Raw genomic sequence first — 20,701 nt, forward strand, 5'->3', positions numbered from 1 at the left:
TTCCTCGCGCGCGCCAGAGGTGACTTGCGTGCCGGTGGAGGCGGCGCGCGGCAGCGGGCTGGGGCTGGGCAAAGGATTGGGCGGAGCGGACACCTCGCGCGCCGTTGCCTCGCGTCCGGGATCGCCTGCTGCGCCGGCATCGGGTTCAGGCTCCGGCTCGGGCGTTGGGGGCGGCGTGGTGACGATCACGGTAAAGCCCCGGCCCGCCTGCTCGACCATGCGCTGGGTGAATTCGGGCGCCAGCAACCTTATGAGCAAGGCGCCCAGCAGCAGGTGCCCCACCACGATTAGCCCCACCAGCCACCAGCGCGGGCGGCGGCGCGGGGCATAGCCACGGGGCGCAGGGTCTGGCCTATGGAGCTTCATCATGGTTGCGCGCTTCCGTTTTGCCGATAACCTAACGGTCAAGGGGACGAGGTGGCAAATCTAACAGCATATGTCATTGATGGGACAACGCGTGTCGCAAGCAGCCGTGCCGGGTGCAGGCTATGGCGGAATGGCGCAAATCGGCGCGCAGGCTTGCGGGTGGCCTTTCCGGGGGGCGTGCCGCGGGACGGAACGGTAAAGGATCGGGCATGAAGCTGCTCTATGTCGAGGACAATGCCGATGCCGCCGCCGACCTGACCGCGCTGCTGGCCCGGCAGGGGTGCCAGGTGGTGTGGGAAATGCGCGGGGCCGATGGCCTGCGCCGCGCCGCGCTGGAACAGTTCGACACCATCATCCTCGACCGTATGCTGCCCGACATGGACGGGCTGGAGATTGTCCAGCGTTTGCGCGCCAGCGGGGTCGATGCGCCGGTGCTGATGCTGTCGGCACTGGGACGGGCGAGCAACCGGGTCGAGGGGCTGGATGCGGGCGTGGATGATTACCTCGCCAAACCCTATGAGCCTGAGGAACTGATGGCCCGGCTGAAAGCGCTGGTCCGGCGGGCCGAGGGGCGGACGCACTCTGCCATCATCATCTACGGCCAGTTCGAATGCCACGTGAAGGCGCGCACCGCCTTCCGCCGCAATGTGCACGTGGCCCTCTCCCCCAAGGAATTCGAGCTGTTCCGCTACTTCATGGAAAACGCGGGCGAAGTCGTCACCCGCGACATGCTGCTGCGCGACGTGTGGAAGATGAACTTCGATCCGCAGACCAATGTGGTCGATGTCAACATTGGCCGCCTGCGCCGCAAGCTGGAGGCAGGCTTCGACAAGCCTGCGCTGGAGACGATCTGGGGCACGGGATACCGATTGACCCGTGGCGAGTAGTCCGATCATCCCCGCCAGCCGGTCCATCTTCACGGCCATCACCCGCCGCGCCACGTTGTTCGCGCTGGGCGCGCTGGCGCTGCTGTTCGCGGTGACCGGGTGGCAATCGTGGAGCGCGATGGAACGATCACTGCTCGCCACGGTCGATACCGACATCGCCGGCCTGGTCGATATCTATGCCTCAGGCGGCGAGGGCGAACTGCTCGCCCGGCTCGAGGACCGCTCCAGCGTGGTCAGTCTGGAAGGGCGGCAGGCGCGCTACATGCTGGTGCGGCCCGATGGCACCCCGCTGGGCGGCAACGTCAAGGCATGGCCCACGCTTGGCGCAGGCTTGTCGGAATCGGGTTTCCTGACCCTGGCCGACGGGACCGAGGTGTTCGCCCGCGCCACGCGGCTGTCGCCCGATCTCGACCTGCTGGTGGCCCGCACATACGAGCGCGACCGTGCGGCGCTGGTCCGGATGGCGCTACTGTTCGGTGGTACGGCCCTGCTGATCGTGCTGGCCACCTGGCTGCTCGGCCGCCGGGCCGCAGGCCACCTGCGCCAGCGGATCGGCGCGATCAGCGCGGCCTTCCGCGATGCCGAGGCAGGGCGCGAACCGGCCGGAGCGGACGACCTGCACGATGACGAAATCGGCGAGCTGGCCACCTATTCCACTCGCGCCATCGGCCGTTCGGCCAACCTGGCGCGCACCCACCGGCACATGTCGGACCACATCGCGCACGAAATCCGCACCCCGCTGACCCACCTCGACGGGCGGCTGATCAACGCCATGCGCGAACTGCCGCCCGAATGCGATCCGGCAGTGATCGAACAGTGCCGCCGCGATATCCGCGGGGTGGTGACCATGCTCGATTCGCTGCTCGACATCGCCAGCAGCGAGGCGCGGGTTGGTGATCTGGCGGGCCTCACCGAAGTCGACCTGTCCTCGCTCGCCAGTGATCTGGCCGAACTCTATTCCGGTAGTGCAGAGGAGGAAGGCGTGACCTTCCGCACTTTCATCGAGCCCGGCGTGACCATGATGGGCGAGCCGATGCAACTGACGCGGCTCATTTCCAACCTGCTCGACAATGCGCTGAAATATGTCCCGCGCGGCGGGCAGGTTACGCTGTCGGTGGCCAAGGGTCCGGTGATCGCGGTGCAGGACGACGGGCCGGGGGTCGAGCCGTCATTGCGCCCGCTGGTGTTCGACCGCTTCCGCGCCGGGCAGGCCCCGTCGGGCAAGACCAGCCACGGCCTGGGACTGGCGCTCGCCCGCGCCATCGCCCTGCGCCACGGCTTGCGGATTGCGCTGGTCGATTCCAAGGTGGGCGCGCATTTCATGATCAAGCCGCACGCGCTGTGGGATGCAGGGCCGAATCCGGGGGAAACGAAATGAAGCGGATGGGATCGCTTGTTGCCGTGATGCTGCTGGGGGGCTGCGCATCTGCTGCGCCCGCCCAGGCTCCGCTCGCCCTCACACCCGTGGCCCTGCCCGCTCCCACCGGTGACGCCTTGAGCGATGCTGTGGCCCTGCTGGCGGCAGCTGATGGAATCGACGATCCCGCCTTGCGCGCGCCCCTGATCGAACGGCTCGACGCGCTGGATGTGCGGTTGGCAGAGGGCGCGGGGGAAGACCCGCTGGCCCATTGGCGCAGCGAGCACCAGGCGCAAGGAGCCACCCCGTGGCGCGGGCGTGCGCTCGGCCCGGCCTATCGCCGTGCGCGGGTGGAACCGGGGCAGAGCCTGCGCATCGAACAGGTGTTCCTGGCCGGTGAACGCGCGCGCATTGCTGCCGAGTCAAGCGGCGGCGGCGAAGTTGCCCTGGCGATCAGGACTCCGCGGGCCGAACCCGTCTGCCAGCAGGACCTCTCCCCGCGCGGCAACTGCAACTGGCTGCCGATCTATACCGAACGCTTCTCGATCGAACTGGAGAACCGCGGCAGCCAGCCTGCCAGCGTCTATATCGTCTTCCGCTGAGAGCGAGCGCTTTTCCTTTTCTCTTTCCCGACAACAAGAAACCGGCCCTTCCCGCAAAGGAAGGGCCGGTTTTCAGATGCGGCGGGCGTCGGCAGACACGCCGCTCCTGTGCTCCATCAAGGGCGGGTCAGTTGGCCCGCCCTTGCGAGATGATGTGCGCCTCCAGCCGGGTCAGCTGCTCAGCCGAGAACTGGATGCCGCTGGCGGCCAGCTGATCCAGGCCCGGAGCCATCATGGCCACGCCCTGGCCCATGCCGTTGCCGGTGGAGATGTCGCCCGGCGCCACGGCCCAGCGATCCCATTCGGCCGGTGCAGGGGCAGTGCCGGTTGACAGGGTTGAGAAACCACCGCCCGGTGCCGAGGCATAGGGGTTGTTGTTGACCGTGGTTCCGGCGGCCTCGAAGATGGCCAGGCCGGTGGCCGAAACACCCCCGCCGAAATCGCCCACATTCAAGGCCACGCCGGCGAACTGGCCATTGGCACCATAGAGCGCACCGCTGACGCTCACCTGGCAGCTGGCAACGCAGGCTCCGCCTGTTCCCGTGACCGAGCTGTTGATCGAGTTGAACGCGGCAGAGAATGTCGGCCCTGCGGCGCCAAGCACAAGGTTGACCGCGCTAGCCGAAGGGTTGGCAGAACCACCGCTGGTGGCAACGCCGTAACCCTTGCCGCCGACATCCATCTGCAGTTCGAAGCCGACTTTGGACGTGGTGCCGAACTGGATCGCCAGGCCGCCGGTCAGCGTGCCCGGTGCCGAGCCGACCGTGTCGGTTGGCGAGGTGGTGGCAATCAGGTTGTAATCGATCTTGCCACTGGCGGGCAGACTTGTGGAGGCCGCGCCCGCCATGACATGATAGCCGCCGTTAGCTCCAACCACCGTGGGCGTGGTGCCGAAGACGTTGGCATTGGTCACGCTGCCGTTCGTCCAGCGCGCCCAGGCAAGCGCGCCGACATCGCCCGCTTCCACGACCTGCGTGGTGCCCGATGATGCGCTGCCGACCGCGGCGCCCGATACGCCGGTCAGGCCACCGTTGGCGAAGGTTGCCTCGCCCCCGAAGGCGAGCGCCAGTGTGCCGTTGGTGTAGGTGTAGAACACCTGGTCGGCGCGCGTGCCGGTGAAGTCGGAGGTGTATGCGCCGCCGCCGCCACCACCGCCGCCAGAGCGCGGATCGGTGCCGATGCTCGCTACCTCGGTTCCGGAAGCGCCGAAGATCGCCGTGCCAGTCACAATCGATTGGTCAGCGCGGAATTCGTTGATCAGATAGGTGAAGCCGGCATGGCTGGCACCTGCCCCGAAGAGCGCCCCGTTGATAGCGGTATTGCAGGTCGGCGTGCAGGCGTTGCCGGCCAGATTGGTGGTCACCACTTGCCCGCCAAAGGCATTGAGCGAATTAATCACCAGGCCGCCATTGCCGGGATTGGCCGCGCCACCCGTGGTCTGCACGTGCCAGCCCAGATCATCGACATAGACATCGAATTCCAGCCCGACCCGCGATGTCGCCCCGAAGCTTACCGCCAGCGCGCCATTGGTCAAAAAGCCGGTTGAATTGTCGGTGCCGAAATTGTCTGCCGGAGCAGACCCGCCAAGCAGAACGTAATTCACCGTACCGCTGGCTGGCAGATTGGTCGCCGGGGTCCCAGCAAGGAAATCGCGCACCCGGTTGGTATAGAAGCTGTCGCTTTCGAAATAGCGGGTGAAGGCGACGGTATCGGCAAAGCGCCCGAATTCACCTTCCGTGGCCCCTGCCTGCGGATTGATCGCGGAATTTCCATTGGGGGTGAGCGAAGTGATCACGCCATCATTGGCGACGACACCTGTTCCGACGAAGAAGTCGAGCGTATCAGGGGCCTGCACCACGCCATAGATGTTGCTGCCCAAAGCTCCACCGCCCAGATCAATCGCATCGCCCTTGGCGAAGGCCGCGGTTCCGTTGATGAATCCCTGCGAGTTCAAACCTTCCTGACGGATGGCATAGGAAAGGCCTGCACCTGCCGCGCCATCTCCCGAAAGGAAGCCCTGTACGAAGCTAAGGCAGCCGCTGGTGCAGAAATTGCCCGCCAGATTGGTGGTGATGATTTGCGGATTGGTCCCGACGGAATTGAACACGCCTGCCGCATTGATCGCCAGCCGCGACTGGCTGACATCGATCACGCCACCGTCAGTCGCCAGATTGAGCATATCGTTGCCGCTCGTGACATCAATATCGAGGCCAAAACGCGGGTTTGCCCCGAACAGGACCACTGCCGATCCGCTGACCGATCCGCTCGCCGTGCCTTCACCCGTGCGGGTGGGGGTGGTGAAACCAACAAGATCATAAGCCACCGTGCCGCTGGCGGGCATATTGGCCAGCGCATCCCCTGCAATAACGTGCCAACCGCCATTCGCGCCCAGCGGAGCAAAGCTGGTGGTGCCGTAATAGTCTCCAGCCGGAGTGCCGGACGCCCAGCGGGTCCAGGTAATCCCGGCACTGCTATCGCTTTCGGCAATGCTGGCGGAACCCAGTGCGAACACTTCCTGCACGCGGCTTTGGTAGCCAACAATGCGCCCCTGCGGATCATAGGTCACGCTGCCGCCGGACACCGCATCGTCGCCGACAAACAGATTGGCAAAGGCAAGGCTCTCATTGGTCAGGGTGGTCAGCACCCCGCCGCCACCGCCGCCGGGCAGGGTGCCAAGGCTGGGCAATGCGGTGCCGCTTTGGCCATATACCGCCAGCCCACTGACATTGGAGAACCTGGCATCGGTTGTGCCGTTCGCGGTGGCCGAGATTTGATAGGCAAAGCCCGCATAGGGTGCGCCATCTCCAAAAAGGGAGCCGAACACGCGGGTTGAACAGGACACTGCACAAGAGCCGTCGATCAGCGCTGTGGTGGTCAATTCTGTGCCGGAGGTGAAACTGAAGCGGCCATCTGCGCCGACCACCAGCCCTTGTGCATCAGGATCATCCGCGCCGCCGGCAGTGCGCGTATTCCAGCCGCGTCCACCAAAATAGACATCGAAATCAAGGCCCACTTCAGGAACGGGTTTGAAAACAACCGCCATACGCCCGGAGAATGAGCCGGTTGTGCCTTGCTCCACAAACACATCGGTGGGCAATGTGCCGCCAACCAGCGCATATTCCACAGTGCCGGAAGCTGGCAGATTGGTGGCGGGATTGCCAACCAGCAGATGCGTGTTCTGATTTGTGGCTTGGCCGCTCGGGGCCGGATTTTCATAGCGGGTAAAGGCCACATCATTGCCAAAGCGGCCATGCTCCCGCAGCGTGCCTGCGGTTGCGGCATGATTGGTGACCACGCCTCCATTGGTCGTTGTCGTGATCTGGCCATCGGCAGTTACAGTGGCAGCCGCGAATGGTCCAAAGGAGCTTACCCCCGGTTGCAACAAAGCTCTGTAAATACCTGTAAAAGTTGTATCCAGCCCGCCCGGTAGACCGCCGAAATTGTCCGGCACGCCGCCGCCGGCAAGGAAAGCGAGGAAGCTGGTGTAGAACGCGAGCACATCCCCGCTGAAGCTGGCGGCAAGCAGACCGGCGGCATCGAGCGCGGCGAGATAGGCTTCGATCTGCTCCGGTGTTAGCGCGGTATAGGCCGAAGGCAGCCCGCCACCTGCCAGGAAGGCATAGAACGCCTCTATCGCAGCCAGATAATCGACAAAGATCGGCAGGCCGCCAAAGTCGTCAGGATCGCCGCCGCCTTGCAGGAAGGCAAAATACTGCGTGAAGAAGGTGTTGAGCGAGCCGAATGCGGCCAACCCGCCTGCACCGTTCAAGGCCGCCAGATAATCGGCGATCTGTTGCGCGGTCAGCAGCGTGTAATCCCCCGGCAGGCCGCCTCCCGCCAGGAAGGCGAAGTAGGCATTCAGCGCGCTGACGTAGTCGGCATAGACCGGCAGGCCGGAAAACTCCGCCGGATTGCCGCCGCCCGAGATGAAGGCGAAGTACTGCGTGAAGAAGCCGTTGAGCGAACCATAGGCGGCAAACCCGCCTGCGCCGTTCAGTGCCGCGAGGTAATCAGCCACCTGTTGCGGCGTCAGCGCCGTGTAATCACCCGGCAAGCCGCCCCCTGCCAGGAAAGCATAGTAGGCATTCAAGGCGCTGACATAGTCGGCATAGACCGGCAGTCCGGAGAAGCCGTTGGGCGCACCGCCGGTGGAAAGGTAGGCGAAATAGGCCGTGTAGAAATCGGCCAGCCCGCCCAGTTGCGTGCCGAACCCGCCCGCTGCCGACAGCGCGGCAAGGTAGCTCTGTACCTGCGCCGGGGTCAGCGCGGTATAGTCGGCCGGAAGGCCGCCCGCATCGAGGAAGGCGAAGTAGGCCTGCAGCGCGCTGACATAGCCGGCATAGAGCGGCAGTCCGGCAAACTGGTCGGCATTGCCGCCTGTGGCAAAGAACGCGAAATAGGCATCGAGCAGGTCGGCATTGGCGCCCAGCAGCGCGGCCAGGTCGCCCGACCGGCCGATCGCGTCGAGATAGATCGCCAGCAGGTCCAACCCCGCCCCGTCATAGGCGCTCGGCAGGCCGCCCGCCGCGAGGAAGGCGGCATAGGCGTTCAGCGCATCGGCGAAGGCGGGCAGGTTGAGGACCGGCAGCCCGGTATAGACATCGGGGTTCCCGCCACCGGCAAGATAGGCGAGGTAGTCGGTGTAGAACCCGGCCAGCCCGGCAAGAAATGCGCTGGTCGCACCCTGCGCCTGCAAGGCGGCGACATAGGCGGCGATCTGTTCCTGCGTCAGTTCGGTGTACTGGCTCGGCAGGCCGCCCTGCGCGAGGAAAGTGTAATAGGCATCGAGCGCGCTGGCATAGCCGGCAAAGATGTTGGCATTGAGCCCGTTCCACAGGTCGATATTCCCGCCGCCCTGCAGGAAGGCGAGATACTGCGCGAAGAACCCGGCATTGCCGCCAAGGAACACTTCCAGCGCATCGGCATCGTCGAGCGCCGCAAGGTATTGCGCCAGCAGCGCCGGATCGCCGGTGAACTGGCTGGGCAGGCCTCCGCCCTGCAGGAAGGCGAAATAGGCATTCAGCTGCCCGGCATATCCGGCAAACACATTGGCATTGAGCTGCCCGAAGGCATCGGCCGCGCCGCCCTGCCGCAGGTGGGCGAGATAGGCGGCATAGAACGCGGCCTGGTCACCCAGCAGTTGCGCGAACAGTCCCGACCGGTCGACCAGGTCGAGATAGGCTTCAAGCTGTGCCGGGGTCAGAGTAGTCGAAGCGCTCGGCAGACCGCCGCGCTGGAGGAAAGCGAAGTATTCGCCCAGCGCCTCGGCATAGATCGAGGCGAAGGCAAAGCCCCCGGTATCGAGATAGGCGGCAAGGATCTGCTGGTCGGTTTCCGAAAGCTGCTGCGCCAGCCCGCTTGCGCCCAGGAAGGCGATGTAGGCATCAAGCACTTCCTGCGATGCACCCGCGAACTGCGCCGGATCGCCGCCGCCCCGCACAAAGGCGAAATAGGCTTCGACCAGATCGGTATAGGTGCGGGAAAACTGGTTGGCATTGCCGCCACCGCGGATGAAGGCGAGGTAGGTTTCGGCCAGCGCGCGGTTCTGCGCCGACAGCTCGGCAAGCCGCCCCAGCCTGCTCTGATAGGCGAGGAAAGCGTTGATATCGCCCACCGATGCCGGGCCGAACTGCGACGGCAGGCCGCCTGCCCGCACCAGGTCGAGATACTGCGTCAGGAAACCTGCATAGGCCGACAGGAATTGCGCGCCCGACCCGCCATTGGCGAGGTAGCGCAGGTAGGTGCGGATCACGTCGGCCTGGGCTGCGGGAAACGGCGTGCCGCCATTCAACCCTTCCAGATCGGCGGCCAGCGCCACCAGCCGCGCAAGGTCGCCCGCCGGATAGGTATCGAGCAGCGGATTGCCGTTGGCCGCGTCCAGCCTGCGGCCCAGCGCCACGACATCGGACGATGCACCGGCGGCGGCAAGGCCATCGCCCAGCGAAACCGGCAGGCCATTCTCGGCTGCTGCCACGGGGCCATCGTCAAGGTCGGCCACCGCCACTTGCGGTTCAGGGGCGGCAGAAGGCGTGTCCTGGCTGGCACGGGCGAAGGCGCGGCGGATGCCGCTGCGGCCCGAGCTTTCCCACATCTGCCCTTCGGCGAAGGTGCGACTGGTCCGCCCGCGGGTGATCGTGCTGGTGCCGGTCAGGGTGTGGCCGTCGCTCTCGCCCGCCTCGCCCACGGTGAAGCTGGCGGCATTGCCGGTGCCGCCCACGCGACCTTCGACCCCTTCGGGCATCCGCACCACGGTCTCGCCGCCCGCCGCGCCCGCCACGGTCACGCTGCCCTTGTGCAGCTCGATCGAGCCATCGGCGTTGAGCGTGAATTCCGCCCCGTCGACGAACGACAGTGTGGCGCCGTTGTCCAGCCGCAGTTGCAGCACGCCGGTGCCGTGCATCATCCGCTGGCCGGGCGTGACCTCGGTAACCCCGGTGGTCGAGAACAGCACGTCGGCTGCCTGGACCGGGACACTGGCGATGGCCAGAGCCGAGGCGGAGAGCAGCAGGGCAGCACTGGTGCGGCGAGTGGTGGATTGGCGGATCATGTTGTTGGCTCCCGAGGTCGCGTCGAGGAAGGTCAGAATTCGAGCCGCACACCTGCGGACAGGGTGAAGCGGTCGTAATCGTAGAGGGCGATGTTGCTCCAGTTGCGCGTGTAGGTGGCGCGCGGCTGGAAATAGAGGTTGCCGGCCAGCAGCAGCTTGAAGCCAAGCTGGGCGTCGATCCGCTCGTCGGCGCGTTCCACCAGGAACAGCGCATCGGCTGCATCATAGCGCCTGAGATCGAAAGCCACGCCGCCCTGCAGCGCAAGCCGCTCGGTCAGCGGATATTCGCCGCCGAGCGAAACATTGGCGAAGGCATTGGAAAAGGCATCGCCAGCCTGCTGCCGGGTCTCTTCCTTGCCCGCAGTCACGGTGGCCGAGACATTGCGCGTCACGAAACCGACAGCCACGGCATAGCGATCGGCATCGAGCAGCGGCTGGCCATCGAAATCGAGGCGATTGGCCTGCGCCGACAGGGTCAGCGCGCGGCCGCCGGTCAGCACGCGGGTGTATTGCATGACTGCGCCGTAGCTGTCGCGATAGCCGCTACCGTCCAGCCAGAAGCGCTGGACCTGGCCCGACAGCGACAGCACGTCGCGGTTGGCAAAGCTGTGGGCGAACCCGGCGGTGCCGGTCAGGCTCGCCGTATCGAACGCACTGCTGTCGAAATTGTCGCGCCACGATCCGAGGACCGAGGCGAACAGGCGGTCCTGCCGCGAGACGGCGGTAACGCCCGAGACACCGGCGGAAAGCTCGTAATACTCGTCATCCTGCGCGCGGGCGCCGGGGCCGAGCTGGCCGGGGCCGAGGAACGAGAACAGCGGGATGGTGAGCTGCGTTAGATCGGTCGCGGCGTTGATGTTGCTGTCATGCCCTGCGCGCGCATCGACATAGCCCGACACATCGCTGCCGCCGCCGGCGATCTGCCGGTCGAACTGGCGTACGAAGCCGGTAAAGCGCTGGCGCACCGGATCGGGCAGGCTGGGATCGTCCACCACCGTGGCGAATTCCGCGCGGGCAGTGTCGATATCGCCTGCCAGGGCATAGGCGCGGGCCAGTTCGGCGCGGGCTGCGGCATTGCCCGGCTGGACAGCCAGCACCCGCTGCAAGGCGATGATCGCCGCGCCATAGTGCCCGCTGTCGAGCGCGGCCGTGGCCAGCGCATAGTCGAAATCTGGATCGCGCGCCCGGTCCGCTTCCTGCAGCGCAAGGGCGCGGAACTGCTGTTCGGCCATTTCGGGCGACTGTTGCTGGGCCACGGCAGGCAGCGATGCTGTGGCAGCCAGTGCGGCCACCAGGCCCGCCATCAGGTGTTGGCGCAGGTTGTTGCGGATCATCGAATTCCCCCAAGGACCATCGGCACGCAATCGTGCGTGTGGCCAAAACCCTAAGGGGAAACCCGCGACGTGACCGCTGACAAGCAATGTCGAAGCTGTGACAGGTGCCGTTAGTTTTCGGATATTGCTGAAAGAAAGCTCGATTGCTTCGACAGTTGCGCACGGCGCGGCCTTCGCGCACAATGGCCGTGGTTGGCATCACGACACCGCATCATCCATGCGGCGGATCAGGGGAGAGATTTGCAGATGACCAACACCATGGGGGCATGACGCGCCGCAGCGCGATCGGCGGCGCTTTGGGAACGGCTGCGCTCGCGGTGGCAATGCCGGGACTGGCCCATACGCCGCACGCCAAGCCCAACTTCCTGTTCATCATGGCCGATGACCTCGGCTATGCCGACCTGTCCTCCTATGGCCGCCGCGAATACCGGACGCCGGTGCTTGACAGCCTGGCGGCGCAGGGGATGAAGTTCACCCACGGCTATGCCAACAGCGCGGTCTGTTCGGCCACGCGGGTAGGGCTGATCACCGGGCGCTACCAGTACCGCCTGGCCGTGGGCCTAGAAGAACCGCTGGAGACCAGCGCGCCGCCCGGCGGGGGCGCTACAAGTACCTCAAGATCAACAGCCATGAATACCTGTTCGACATCATCTCCGACCCGATGGAGCGCAGCAACCTGAAGGACCGCCAGGCCGATGTCTTCGCCGCACTGAAGCAGGCGTTCGACGACTGGAACGCGGGCATGCTGAGCGATCCGGCCGCTTCCAGCTTCGGCTGGGGGCCGCAGCACCTGGCGGATGATTATGACCAGCCCGACTGAACCCGCCCCTCCTGTCCACGATGGTTGCAAAAATGAATCATTTGTGCAATTTGTCCGGAAAGTTGGACAAAGTTAACTTGAGGGGGCGGTTCGCTGGACTGGGGGCTATTTTCCGACGCTGTCGGGCCGCGGGCGCGGCTGCTGCGCAACATGCTCCACGCCCGGTCGATTGCGGTCAGCGAACCCTTCGGTTTGCCGACAGGATCGCTCACCATCATGTCGCTGATCGCGGCCAATCCCGGCAATTCGCAGAAGCAGCTGGCCGACTGGGCGGGCATCACCGGTCCGGCATTGGTGGGCGTGGTGGACGAGCTGGAGAACCGCGGCCTGGTAACGCGCGAACGATCGCAGCAGGACCGGCGCCGCAACAGCCTAATACTGACCGACAAAGGCCAGCGCACGACCGAGGCGATGATGGCAGCCGTGGCGACCATAGAAGCGCCGATCCGCGATAGCCTGGGCTCCGAGGACATGCGGCAACTTATAATGCTAGTCGATCGCGCGGTCGGAGCGCTGCAGCAGGACAGCGAATAAGCCTGCCATCGATCGTGAAATTAGTTTGATTTCATAATTCTTCTAATGCTAACGAATATCCGATCGGAGGACTGGCTGGATTCGCTTGTCCGCTACCGGGAGGAAAAAACACCATGCGCTTGCCCACATTGTTGACAGCTTGTGCTGCCCTTGCAGTTGTCGGGGCCCTTGCCGGGGCCGCTGGCGGAACTGCCTCGGCCCAGGTGCCGGGGGAGCAACCAGCCGACTGGCCGCGCTATGCCCGCGATGACTGGGGCACCCGCTTCTCGCCGCTCGACCAGATCGACACCGGCAATGTGGGCCAGCTTGAACAGGCGTGGAACATGGTGCTGCGGCCCGATGGCGGCGGCGGGCTGCTGGGCGGAACCGTGCCCATCGTGGTGGACGGGGTGATGTACCTGCCGCTGGGCAATGGCGTGGTGGCGCTGCAGGCGCATACGGGCCGCGAGTTGTGGCGCCATGTCCCGGAAGGCGGCGGGCTGATCCGCCGTGCCGTATCGTGGTGGCCCGGAGAAGGTGCGAACGGCCCACGCCTGTTCTATTCGTTCGGCACCGGCCTGCGCGCTCTCGACCCCGCCACCGGACAGGTGGACACCAGCTTCGGCACCAATGGCGAAACCCTGTTCGATGGCGCACCCTATGGCTATCCGCCCAGCATTTTTGGCAATGTCATGGTGATCGGGGCCAGCGTGGGCGAGATGCCGCGCGGCACGCCCGGCAATACCCGCGCCTATGACGCGCGCACCGGTGCCAAGCTGTGGGAATTCAACAGCGTTCCGCAGCCCGGCGAAGTGGGTCATGAAACCTGGCTCGACGATGGCTGGGATGGCCGGTCGGGCACCAACATGTGGATCTGGTACACCACCGCCGATCCGGCGACGGACACGGTCTATATCACGCTCGGCAGCCCCAGCCCCAACTACTATGGCGGCGACCGGCCGGGCGACAACCTGTTCGGCAATTCGATCGTCGCGCTGGACATGCAGACGGGTGCCTACAAGTGGCATTTCCAGACCATCCACCATGACCTGTGGGACTGGGACCTGCCGGCCCCGCCGGTGTTGTTCGATGCCGTGGTGGACGGGGTCACCATCCCCGCCCTGTCGGAAACCGGCAAGCCGGGCCTGATGTACATCCTAAATCGCGAGACGGGCGAACCGATCCACGGCATCAACGAGATGCTGGTGGCCCCGGGCGACGTGCCGGGCGAATGGTATAGCCCCACCCAGCCGATCCCCGTTCTGCCCAAGCCGCTCAGCCGCATGTGGTGGACCACCGACGACGTGGTGACAGCCGAAGACACCACGCCCGAACATGCCCAGGCCTGCCGCGCCCTGCTCGACAGCTATGGCGGGCGGTTCTTCAATGCCGGGCCGTTCACCCCGTTCTTCCTGCACAAGCCGGGCGATCCGCCGCGCGCCTCGATCAACATGCCGCACAACGGCGGGTCCAACTGGGGCGGCAGCGCGGCCGATCCACGCAGCGGCATTATCTATATCAACACCACCGAAAGCGGGGCGATCGGCTGGGTGGAAGAGCGCGATCCCGAAGGCGACTATGGCCGCGGCACCGCCGCCTCGAACCAGCGCTATGACCGCGGCAGCCTGGCCGGGCCCGGGGCCTATTCCAGCTTCAGCGCCAGCTATCAGACCGACGATGGCCAGCGGGTCAACCTGCCGTGCATCCGCCCGCCGTGGGGCAGGCTCCATGCGGTCGATGGCAACAGCGGCGAGATCCTGTGGTCCTCGATCCTTGGCACCACGCCGCAACTGCCCGAAGGCAGGCAGGACACCGGCAGCAACAACACCTTCGGCGGACCGATCGCCACGGCAGGCGGATTGCTGTTCATCGGCGCGACCAACGATGCCGTGCTGCGCGCCTTCGATGCCGCCAGCGGGGCGGAACTGTGGGGCGCCACCCTGCCCTATGCCGCGCAAACCGTGCCGATCACCTACCAGGGCAGCGACGGGCGGCAATATGTCGCGGTCGTCGCCGCCGGAGCTCCCGCCACCGGTGCACCGCGTGACGAGAATAACCGCCCGCTCAACGGCGAGGCGCTGATCACTTTCGCCCTGCCCAACTAAATTTTGCCCAGCTGACGCGCCAGCCTTTCGATGGAGTTTCCCATGTTCCGCAAATCCCGCTTCGCTGTTGCTGCCCTGCTGCTGGCCTCGGCTGCTGCCGTACAGACCAGCGCGCAGACCACCGCAACCACGCCCGAAGGTGCGGTGATCCAGGTGGCGGACGACCTGCGTTATGCCCCCGGCTCGCTCTCACCCGAACAGCTTAGCGCATCCAATGCGGACATCTTCGTCCAGCCGTCGATGAACGTGTTCCGCCGCTTCCCGCGCGCGGCGACCGAACAGATGGTCAATTTCTACATCAACGCGCTGGGCCTCAGGTCATTGAACCCGATCCAGCTGACCGACACCCAGCAGATGATCCTGACCGGCGTCGGCAGCGGGCAGATCAAGCTGTCGGCCGGGCAGCCCGCCGGTCGCACCTATGCGCTGGAAGGCGGCCCGACCGGCGGCACCGGCCTGCGGATGTTCACCCTGACTTATCCCGACATGGACAGCGTGCGCACGCGCTTTGCCGAAGCAGGCTTTCCCGTGCCCCAGTTCCGCGATCTGGGCGATGGCACGCAAGGCGCGATGGCAGTCGATCCGGGCGGTTTCCCGGTGCAGATCATCGTGCGGCCCGGCGCGCAGGACAATTCCAACGATGGGGTGGGCGTGGGCATCGGCGTGTCCAACCTTGATGAAAGCCGCGCCTATTACCGCGAATTCGTGGGGCTGACCGAACTTCCGCCGGTCGGAGATGCCATGCTGGGCGTCACCAAGTATCCCTATCGCCATGGCGAAACCACGATCTATCTCTACCAGGTAGCAGCAGGCGTCCCGGCCGATAACGGCAGCTCCGGCATCCAGTATGTGGTGAGCGATGCGGCCCTCGCCGATGCCCGCGCCGCCAGCCGCAATATCGGGGTGCAGACGCCGCTGAACCGGCTCGCGGGCTTCGGCCTTGTCACCGTCTGGCTGGCCGATCCCGACGGCGTGACCAATTACTTCGCGCAAGTTGGCGGGCCGCGTGGCGGCGCAGATACGGCGGCGACCGATCCGCTAACGGTCCTGCCGCCTGTGCCCGATGACTATGTGCCCGCTACCACGGCCTGGGGCGATCCCGACTTTCGCGGCACCTGGCCGATCGACCACCTCAATGGCCTGCCGCTGCAGCGCACCGCCGAACAGGGCAACCGCCACTTCCTGACCGACGAGGAATATGACATCCGCCAGGCCCGCATCGAGCAGCTTGCCGGCCGCTATGCCGCCGAGGATGAGAGCGATGCGATGGGCCAGGGTCACTGGGTGGAAATGGGCGTGGGCAGCCGCCGCACCTCATTGCTTGTCGTGCCGCAGGATGGCCGCCTGCCCGCCATGACCGAGGAAGGCCAGCGTCGCGCTGCCCTGATGCGGTCAAGCTGGCGGGCCGGCCAGGAATTCAACCACTGGACCGATTTCGACAACTGGGACCGCTGCATCACCCGCGGCGTGCCCGCCTCGATGATGCCGATGATGTACAACAACGGGTTGCGCATTTTCCAGGCGCCGGGCCTTGTGGCGATCCAGATGGAGATGATCCACGAGACTCGCGTGATCTATACCGATGGCCGCCCGCCCATCCCGTCGCAGATCGGCCACTGGCTGGGCGAGAGCCGCGGCTATTGGGAAGATGCCAATACGCTCGTGGTGGCAACCACCAACTTCCGCCCCGGCCCGTCTGCCACCAACATCGTCACATCGGGCTCGCCGCCCAGCAACGATACGCCGACCAGTGCCGAAGCGAAACTGGTGGAACGCTTCACCATGACCGGGCCGGATTCGATCGTCTATGAAACGCTCTATACCGATCCGGTGGTGTTCACCGCGCCCTGGGGCGCGCGGCTCGACTGGGTGCGCGACGACGATTACGAGTTCTTCGAATATGCCTGCCACGAAGGCAACGTGCAGATCCGCAACTATATCACCGCCAGCCGTGCCGAGGCAGCAGCGACGGCGGCGGCTAATCCCTGAGCGACTGACACTGCGGAAACGACAATACCCGGATCGTCTGCGTCGATCCGGGTATTGTGCTGCCGGCAGGGGAGGCCCGCCGGGAGGGGGTCAGCCAGCCTAGCGCACGCGGCGCACGCGCAGTGAGCGCTGACCATCGTAGCGCATCATATAGCTGCCCAGTGCGGCTGGCTCGATACGGATACTGGATCCAATTTGTGGCGGATCGTAAGTCATAGGGGCGGCTTCGACGAACTGCCATTGCGCCCCGCTGTCCAGTGTCATTAAGTAGATTCCCGGCTGGAGCCGCTCGACCCCGGTCACACGCGCTATGAGATTTTCGCGACTGTCCCCTTGGGCGCGAGCGAGATCTCGTTCGACCTGTTCCGCTCCAAGCCCCCCCACAGCTGGAAGCGCGGTCCCCGTGCGTGGAGCTGCAACCGGTCCATCCGGCACGCCATCTTGCCGGATGGTGTTATCATAGCAGTTCACGCGCGCGGCGAGATCGGCGATTTGCGAACAGGCCCGCATAGTTATGACAATCTGTTCGTAGTCTTCTGCTTGGGACCGCGCGGGACCAGCATTTAACGCCGTACCTGCCATAATTGCGGACCCTATCAAGATGAGGCGCTTGTTCATGCAAGAGTCCTTCACTTGAGTGCGATCATAACAGAACGGCGGTGGGCCAGAATTTGGGAGCTGGAACCCACCGCCGCCTTCGAAGCAAGCCCGAGGGCCACGAAGTCAGGACCTAGAAGCCTACATTCACGCCAGCATAAAGGCGACGCCCGATGGTGTTGTGGTAAAAGCTGTACGAACCACCCGGCAAAGTGCGGTCGCCCAGCACATCGTTCAAGCGGAACGAGGCAAGCGGCGGCGCCTTGTTGAACAAGTTGTCTACGCCGAAGCGAACGTTGATGCTGTCCGACACGACGAAGCGCCCATTGAGATTGAACAGGTTGTAAGACGGCGTGTTGGAGATGATCGGCGCTCCGGTGTTGGTTAGCGTCGTCGAGTGGACCAGCGACGGAAAGTGCTGCCACTGCACACCGATGGTGGCAGGTCCGACCGAGTAGCTGACCCGGGTGAGCAGGCGATATTCGAAGGGGCTCGACTGCGTACCTACGTCACCACCGCCGGTCGATCCTGTGTAGTCGGTCATCGGGATCACGAACTGGTCGGGGGTCGTCTTGAAGTCTACGACATAGGTCGCGTTGACATTGATGTTGAGCCGTCCTGGCACCGGCACACCAACATCCCGGAAGCCGACACCCCAAGTAAGATTAGCATCAACGCCAGAAGTTTCGACTCTACCGAGATTGGCGTAGTTAACTTCGATCAGTTCGATATTGCCGCTCTGATCGTCGCGACGGATGCGATTACAGGCATCATTGATCTCGTAATTAGGGTTGAAGATCGCCGAATAGCACTGGCGCAAGACCGAATCCGGCCCCTGGAGGTCGATGCCATCCTTGATCGTGACGTTGTAGTAATCAATTGCCAGGTTCAGGCGACGCAGCCACGGGTTGTCCGACGGTGACTGGATCACGCCGCCGATGGTGTAAGTGATAGCAGTTTCCTCCTGCAATTCGCGCGCGCCGACTTCCAGCGATGGGACGCTGAAGCCAACCTGCGGGAAAACCCGATCCGGATCGTTGTAGTAAGCCTCGACCGCATCGGCAGTCATCGTGGCTTCGCACAAGCCACGGACTTGGGCGGCATTGGGGTTTCCGACATCGTCGGGGTCACTCGGATCGATCGGATTGGCCGAATAGTTGCCATAACCCACGGGCTGGGTGATCAGGCCGATCGAGCAGGCATCGCCATCGGCCGAACTGCGCAGTGTCTGGGTCCGGGCCGTGAACAGTTCACCAAGGTTCGGCGCGCGGCTCGCAACTTGGTATCCGCCGCGGAAGCGGAGCCAGTCGAACGGTGCGTATTCACCGTTGATCTTGTATGTGTGGACTGTGCCGACGGACTGGTAATCTGACAGGCGGTAGCCCAGCTCAAGGTTCAGCGCTTCGGCGAACGGCAAGTTATTTACCAACGGAACCAGCAACTCGCCGTAAATCTCCTTCACATTGGTCTTGCCGCTTGTGCTCGCCTGCGGGAACGTGCCTGCGGCGGTTTCGTAGAAGGTCGAACCCTCAACCGACGACGAATCGGCATGGAAGTCGATCGAGTTCTCTCGGTAATGCGTGCCCAAGGCAAAGCGCAGCTCGCCGTACGGCAGGTCGAACAGACCGCCTTGCAGGTTGGCCTCAATATATTCCTGCACAACGCGGTTTTCGAGTTGCAGATCGATGCTGGTGGCAAGCTGGCAATCGGCCGAGTAATCACCCGGATTTACCAAGGGGCTGAGGCCGGTCGTGCAAGTCGCAGTTGCACCATAGACGTTGTCAGCGGTGACAGCGAAATTGCGGCCAAAATTTGGAGCCTGCATGATCGTACGCCAACGCTCGACCGAGACATATCCATACTGGTCGGTTTTGGCAGTCGTCTCGCCATGCGAGGCGGTGATGTCCCATGTCCAGTCCGTACCACCCACATCGCCTTCCAGGCCCAGCAGCATATTGAATGTTTGGTTGCGATTTTCGGTCCGCCGGCGGCCGAACGCGGTGGGAATGACATTGACCCTATAGCTGGCGTTGGGGTTGGCGCGGCTGTTGAGTAGCGTCACCATGTCCGGTGTGACCGGATAGACTTGCCTGTTGGTGCAGCCGCCGACAGCCGGGCAGTCCAGTCCATATAGGCCGCCCGACAGGAAATCGGGATTCGTATTCCCGTTGGCCAGAACCGAAGACGGAATGTCGAAATCCGCATTTCCGGTGTAGATTTCGTTGTCATAGGGAATTTCGACACCAACGCTGCCAGACATCGAGTTGTAGAAGCTGACGGAGCGCGTTTCGGTCATGGCGTAATATGCCTGGCCGACCAGCCGGATACTGTCGGTTATATCGTATTCGCCCTTTGAGAAGAAGGCCCATCGATCCTGCGGGCTCGACAAGAGCTGGTCGGTGAAGTTTTCATACAAGCGGCCATCATCCGAAATCTTGCGGAAGAAGCCGTCCAGTTCGTCATTGTAGTTCACCACCACGAACCGGTCGGAAGGGGCGTCATAGCCATTGAGCCACAGCGAGTTGTCATCGTTGAAATACAGCGAGCCCGAACGCGGCACGTTGGCGAGGCCATCGGGAATGCCATAGACCGAATTGTAAGCCGCCTGGCTGGGCAGGTTGCGGCTGTTGGAAAAGTCAATGAAGTTTTGTGTAATGCGAGCATCGGTACCGCTGGTCAGCGGACTGCGGGCCAGATCATTAAACCACCTCCGATCCTGTCGAAAAACTTCACTACGATCATAGTGCTCGAGACCGATAAGCACGTTGCCCCGGCCATCGGCCAGCGCAGCGCCGATCAGGGCAGAGACGGTGTACTCGAACCCGTCACCCTCTTCCGTGACCGATCCCTGGGCATCAAGATCGACGCCTTCGAAATCGTCACGCAGAATGAAATTCACGACGCCGCCCACGGCATCAGCGCCATAGGTGGAGGATGCGCCGCCAGTAATCACTTCGACGCGGCGGACAGCGGCGGACGGGATTGAATTGATGTCGATCACGCCCGATCCGTTAATCGGCGTGCCGCGTCGGCCATCGACGAGCACGAGGTTGCGGTTCGATCCGAGCGAGCGCAGGCTAACGGTAGAAATGCCCACCGTGTTGTTCGCATTGGCCTGGATGTCCTGGGCATTGAACTGGGTCAATGCCGGTGTGAATTGGGGCAGGCGATTGAGGTTGGCTTCCAGGTTGATGGCCGCACTCTCTTCAAGCTGATCCGCGTCAATCGTGACCATCGGACTGGTCGCCGAGTACTCGGGGCGCGCAATGCGCGAGCCGGTCACGATGATCCTGTCCCTATCCATTGCGGACGCTGTCGGGATCGGCAGATCACCGTCATCTTCTGCCTCGGCCTCCTCCTGACCCTGGCTGGCCGATTGCGCCATGGCAGGCACGGAGATCGGCACGATCCCCGCAACGCCCAGCATCAGGCAGGCCTTCAGGGCCGCTGTGTCGAATTTCCTCATTGAATCCTCCCCTTTTGTTTTCACCCGGCGCTTGGCCGGCAGTCCTGTCCGGCGCGAACCCCTGTGGGCCTGCACACCGGTCCTCCCGCTCCTCCAGCGGGCCAAGCGGATCCGGCGC

At 64.2% G+C, this 20,701-nt stretch carries 12 protein-coding genes and 1 pseudogene; 8 read left to right on the top strand and 5 right to left on the bottom strand.

The features are described 5' to 3' along the window. Positions 1-369 (bottom strand): annotated as a pseudogene (locus tag M3P36_RS13170) (hypothetical protein); the annotation flags it as partial. Positions 370-575: 206 nt separating this feature from the next. On the opposite strand from M3P36_RS13170, the gene M3P36_RS13175 reads away from it, so the two are divergent. The 3 genes from M3P36_RS13175 to M3P36_RS13185 are packed head-to-tail and all read left to right on the top strand — an operon-like array spanning position 576 to position 3,212. Beyond that, positions 576-1,253 (top strand): response regulator transcription factor, encoded by a 678-nt coding sequence (locus M3P36_RS13175; protein WP_249704155.1) that lies wholly within the window; start codon positions 576-578, stop codon positions 1,251-1,253. Continuing rightward, the gene (locus M3P36_RS15285) at positions 1,243-2,631 is read left to right on the top strand and encodes a sensor histidine kinase (protein ID WP_249704156.1); all 1,389 of its coding nucleotides are present in this window, start codon (positions 1,243-1,245) and stop codon (positions 2,629-2,631) included. The genes M3P36_RS13175 and M3P36_RS15285 overlap by 11 nt, the downstream gene beginning before the upstream one ends. Further along, complete coding sequence (locus tag M3P36_RS13185; RefSeq protein WP_249704157.1) at positions 2,628-3,212, top strand: hypothetical protein; 585 nt, start codon at positions 2,628-2,630, stop codon at positions 3,210-3,212. The genes M3P36_RS15285 and M3P36_RS13185 overlap by 4 nt, the downstream gene beginning before the upstream one ends. A 127-nt stretch (positions 3,213-3,339) precedes the next feature. Here the strand turns inward: M3P36_RS13185 and M3P36_RS13190 are convergent, their stop codons facing one another. Together M3P36_RS13190 and M3P36_RS13195 are read right to left on the bottom strand one after the other, a co-directional pair. After that, positions 3,340-9,759, bottom strand: coding sequence for a beta strand repeat-containing protein (locus tag M3P36_RS13190; protein ID WP_249704158.1), 6,420 nt, complete (start codon positions 9,757-9,759; stop codon positions 3,340-3,342). A 32-nt stretch (positions 9,760-9,791) separates the two neighbouring features. After that, positions 9,792-11,093 carry a tetratricopeptide repeat protein gene (locus M3P36_RS13195; protein WP_249704159.1) on the bottom strand — a complete coding sequence of 434 codons (1,302 nt, stop codon included), beginning with the start codon at positions 11,091-11,093 and terminating at the stop codon, positions 9,792-9,794. A 266-nt stretch (positions 11,094-11,359) separates the two neighbouring features. Between M3P36_RS13195 and M3P36_RS13200 the strand changes: the two genes are divergently transcribed. The 5 genes from M3P36_RS13200 to M3P36_RS13220 all read left to right on the top strand — a co-directional run bounded on the left by M3P36_RS13200 (position 11,360) and on the right by M3P36_RS13220 (position 16,520). Further along, positions 11,360-11,773: a sulfatase family protein gene (locus M3P36_RS13200; RefSeq protein WP_249704160.1), complete on the top strand. Its 414-nt coding sequence runs from the start codon at positions 11,360-11,362 to the stop codon at positions 11,771-11,773. Next, positions 11,755-11,913, top strand: a complete 159-nt coding sequence (locus M3P36_RS13205; RefSeq protein ID WP_249704161.1) for a hypothetical protein — start codon at positions 11,755-11,757, stop codon at positions 11,911-11,913. Before M3P36_RS13200 ends, M3P36_RS13205 begins: the two co-directional genes overlap by 19 nt. A gap of 150 nt (positions 11,914-12,063) precedes the next feature. Further along, the gene (locus M3P36_RS13210; RefSeq protein WP_249704162.1) at positions 12,064-12,447 is read left to right on the top strand and encodes a MarR family winged helix-turn-helix transcriptional regulator; all 384 of its coding nucleotides are present in this window, start codon (positions 12,064-12,066) and stop codon (positions 12,445-12,447) included. A 113-nt stretch (positions 12,448-12,560) separates the two neighbouring features. After that, positions 12,561-14,531 (top strand): outer membrane protein assembly factor BamB family protein, encoded by a 1,971-nt coding sequence (locus M3P36_RS13215; RefSeq protein ID WP_249704163.1) that lies wholly within the window; start codon positions 12,561-12,563, stop codon positions 14,529-14,531. A 42-nt stretch (positions 14,532-14,573) separates the two neighbouring features. After that, positions 14,574-16,520: a VOC family protein gene (locus M3P36_RS13220; protein WP_249704164.1), complete on the top strand. Its 1,947-nt coding sequence runs from the start codon at positions 14,574-14,576 to the stop codon at positions 16,518-16,520. Positions 16,521-16,619: 99 nt separating this feature from the next. On the opposite strand, the gene M3P36_RS13225 is transcribed toward M3P36_RS13220, so the two are convergent. Continuing rightward, positions 16,620-17,138 carry a hypothetical protein gene (locus M3P36_RS13225; protein ID WP_249704165.1) on the bottom strand — a complete coding sequence of 173 codons (519 nt, stop codon included), beginning with the start codon at positions 17,136-17,138 and terminating at the stop codon, positions 16,620-16,622. Positions 17,139-17,250: 112 nt separating this feature from the next. Beyond that, positions 17,251-20,583, bottom strand: coding sequence for a TonB-dependent receptor domain-containing protein (locus tag M3P36_RS13230; RefSeq protein ID WP_249704166.1), 3,333 nt, complete (start codon positions 20,581-20,583; stop codon positions 17,251-17,253). Positions 20,584-20,701: the final 118 nt, after the last annotated feature.

Source organism: Altererythrobacter sp. KTW20L (assembly GCF_023501975.1).
In the GTDB taxonomy this organism is placed as follows: domain Bacteria; phylum Pseudomonadota; class Alphaproteobacteria; order Sphingomonadales; family Sphingomonadaceae; genus Alteraurantiacibacter.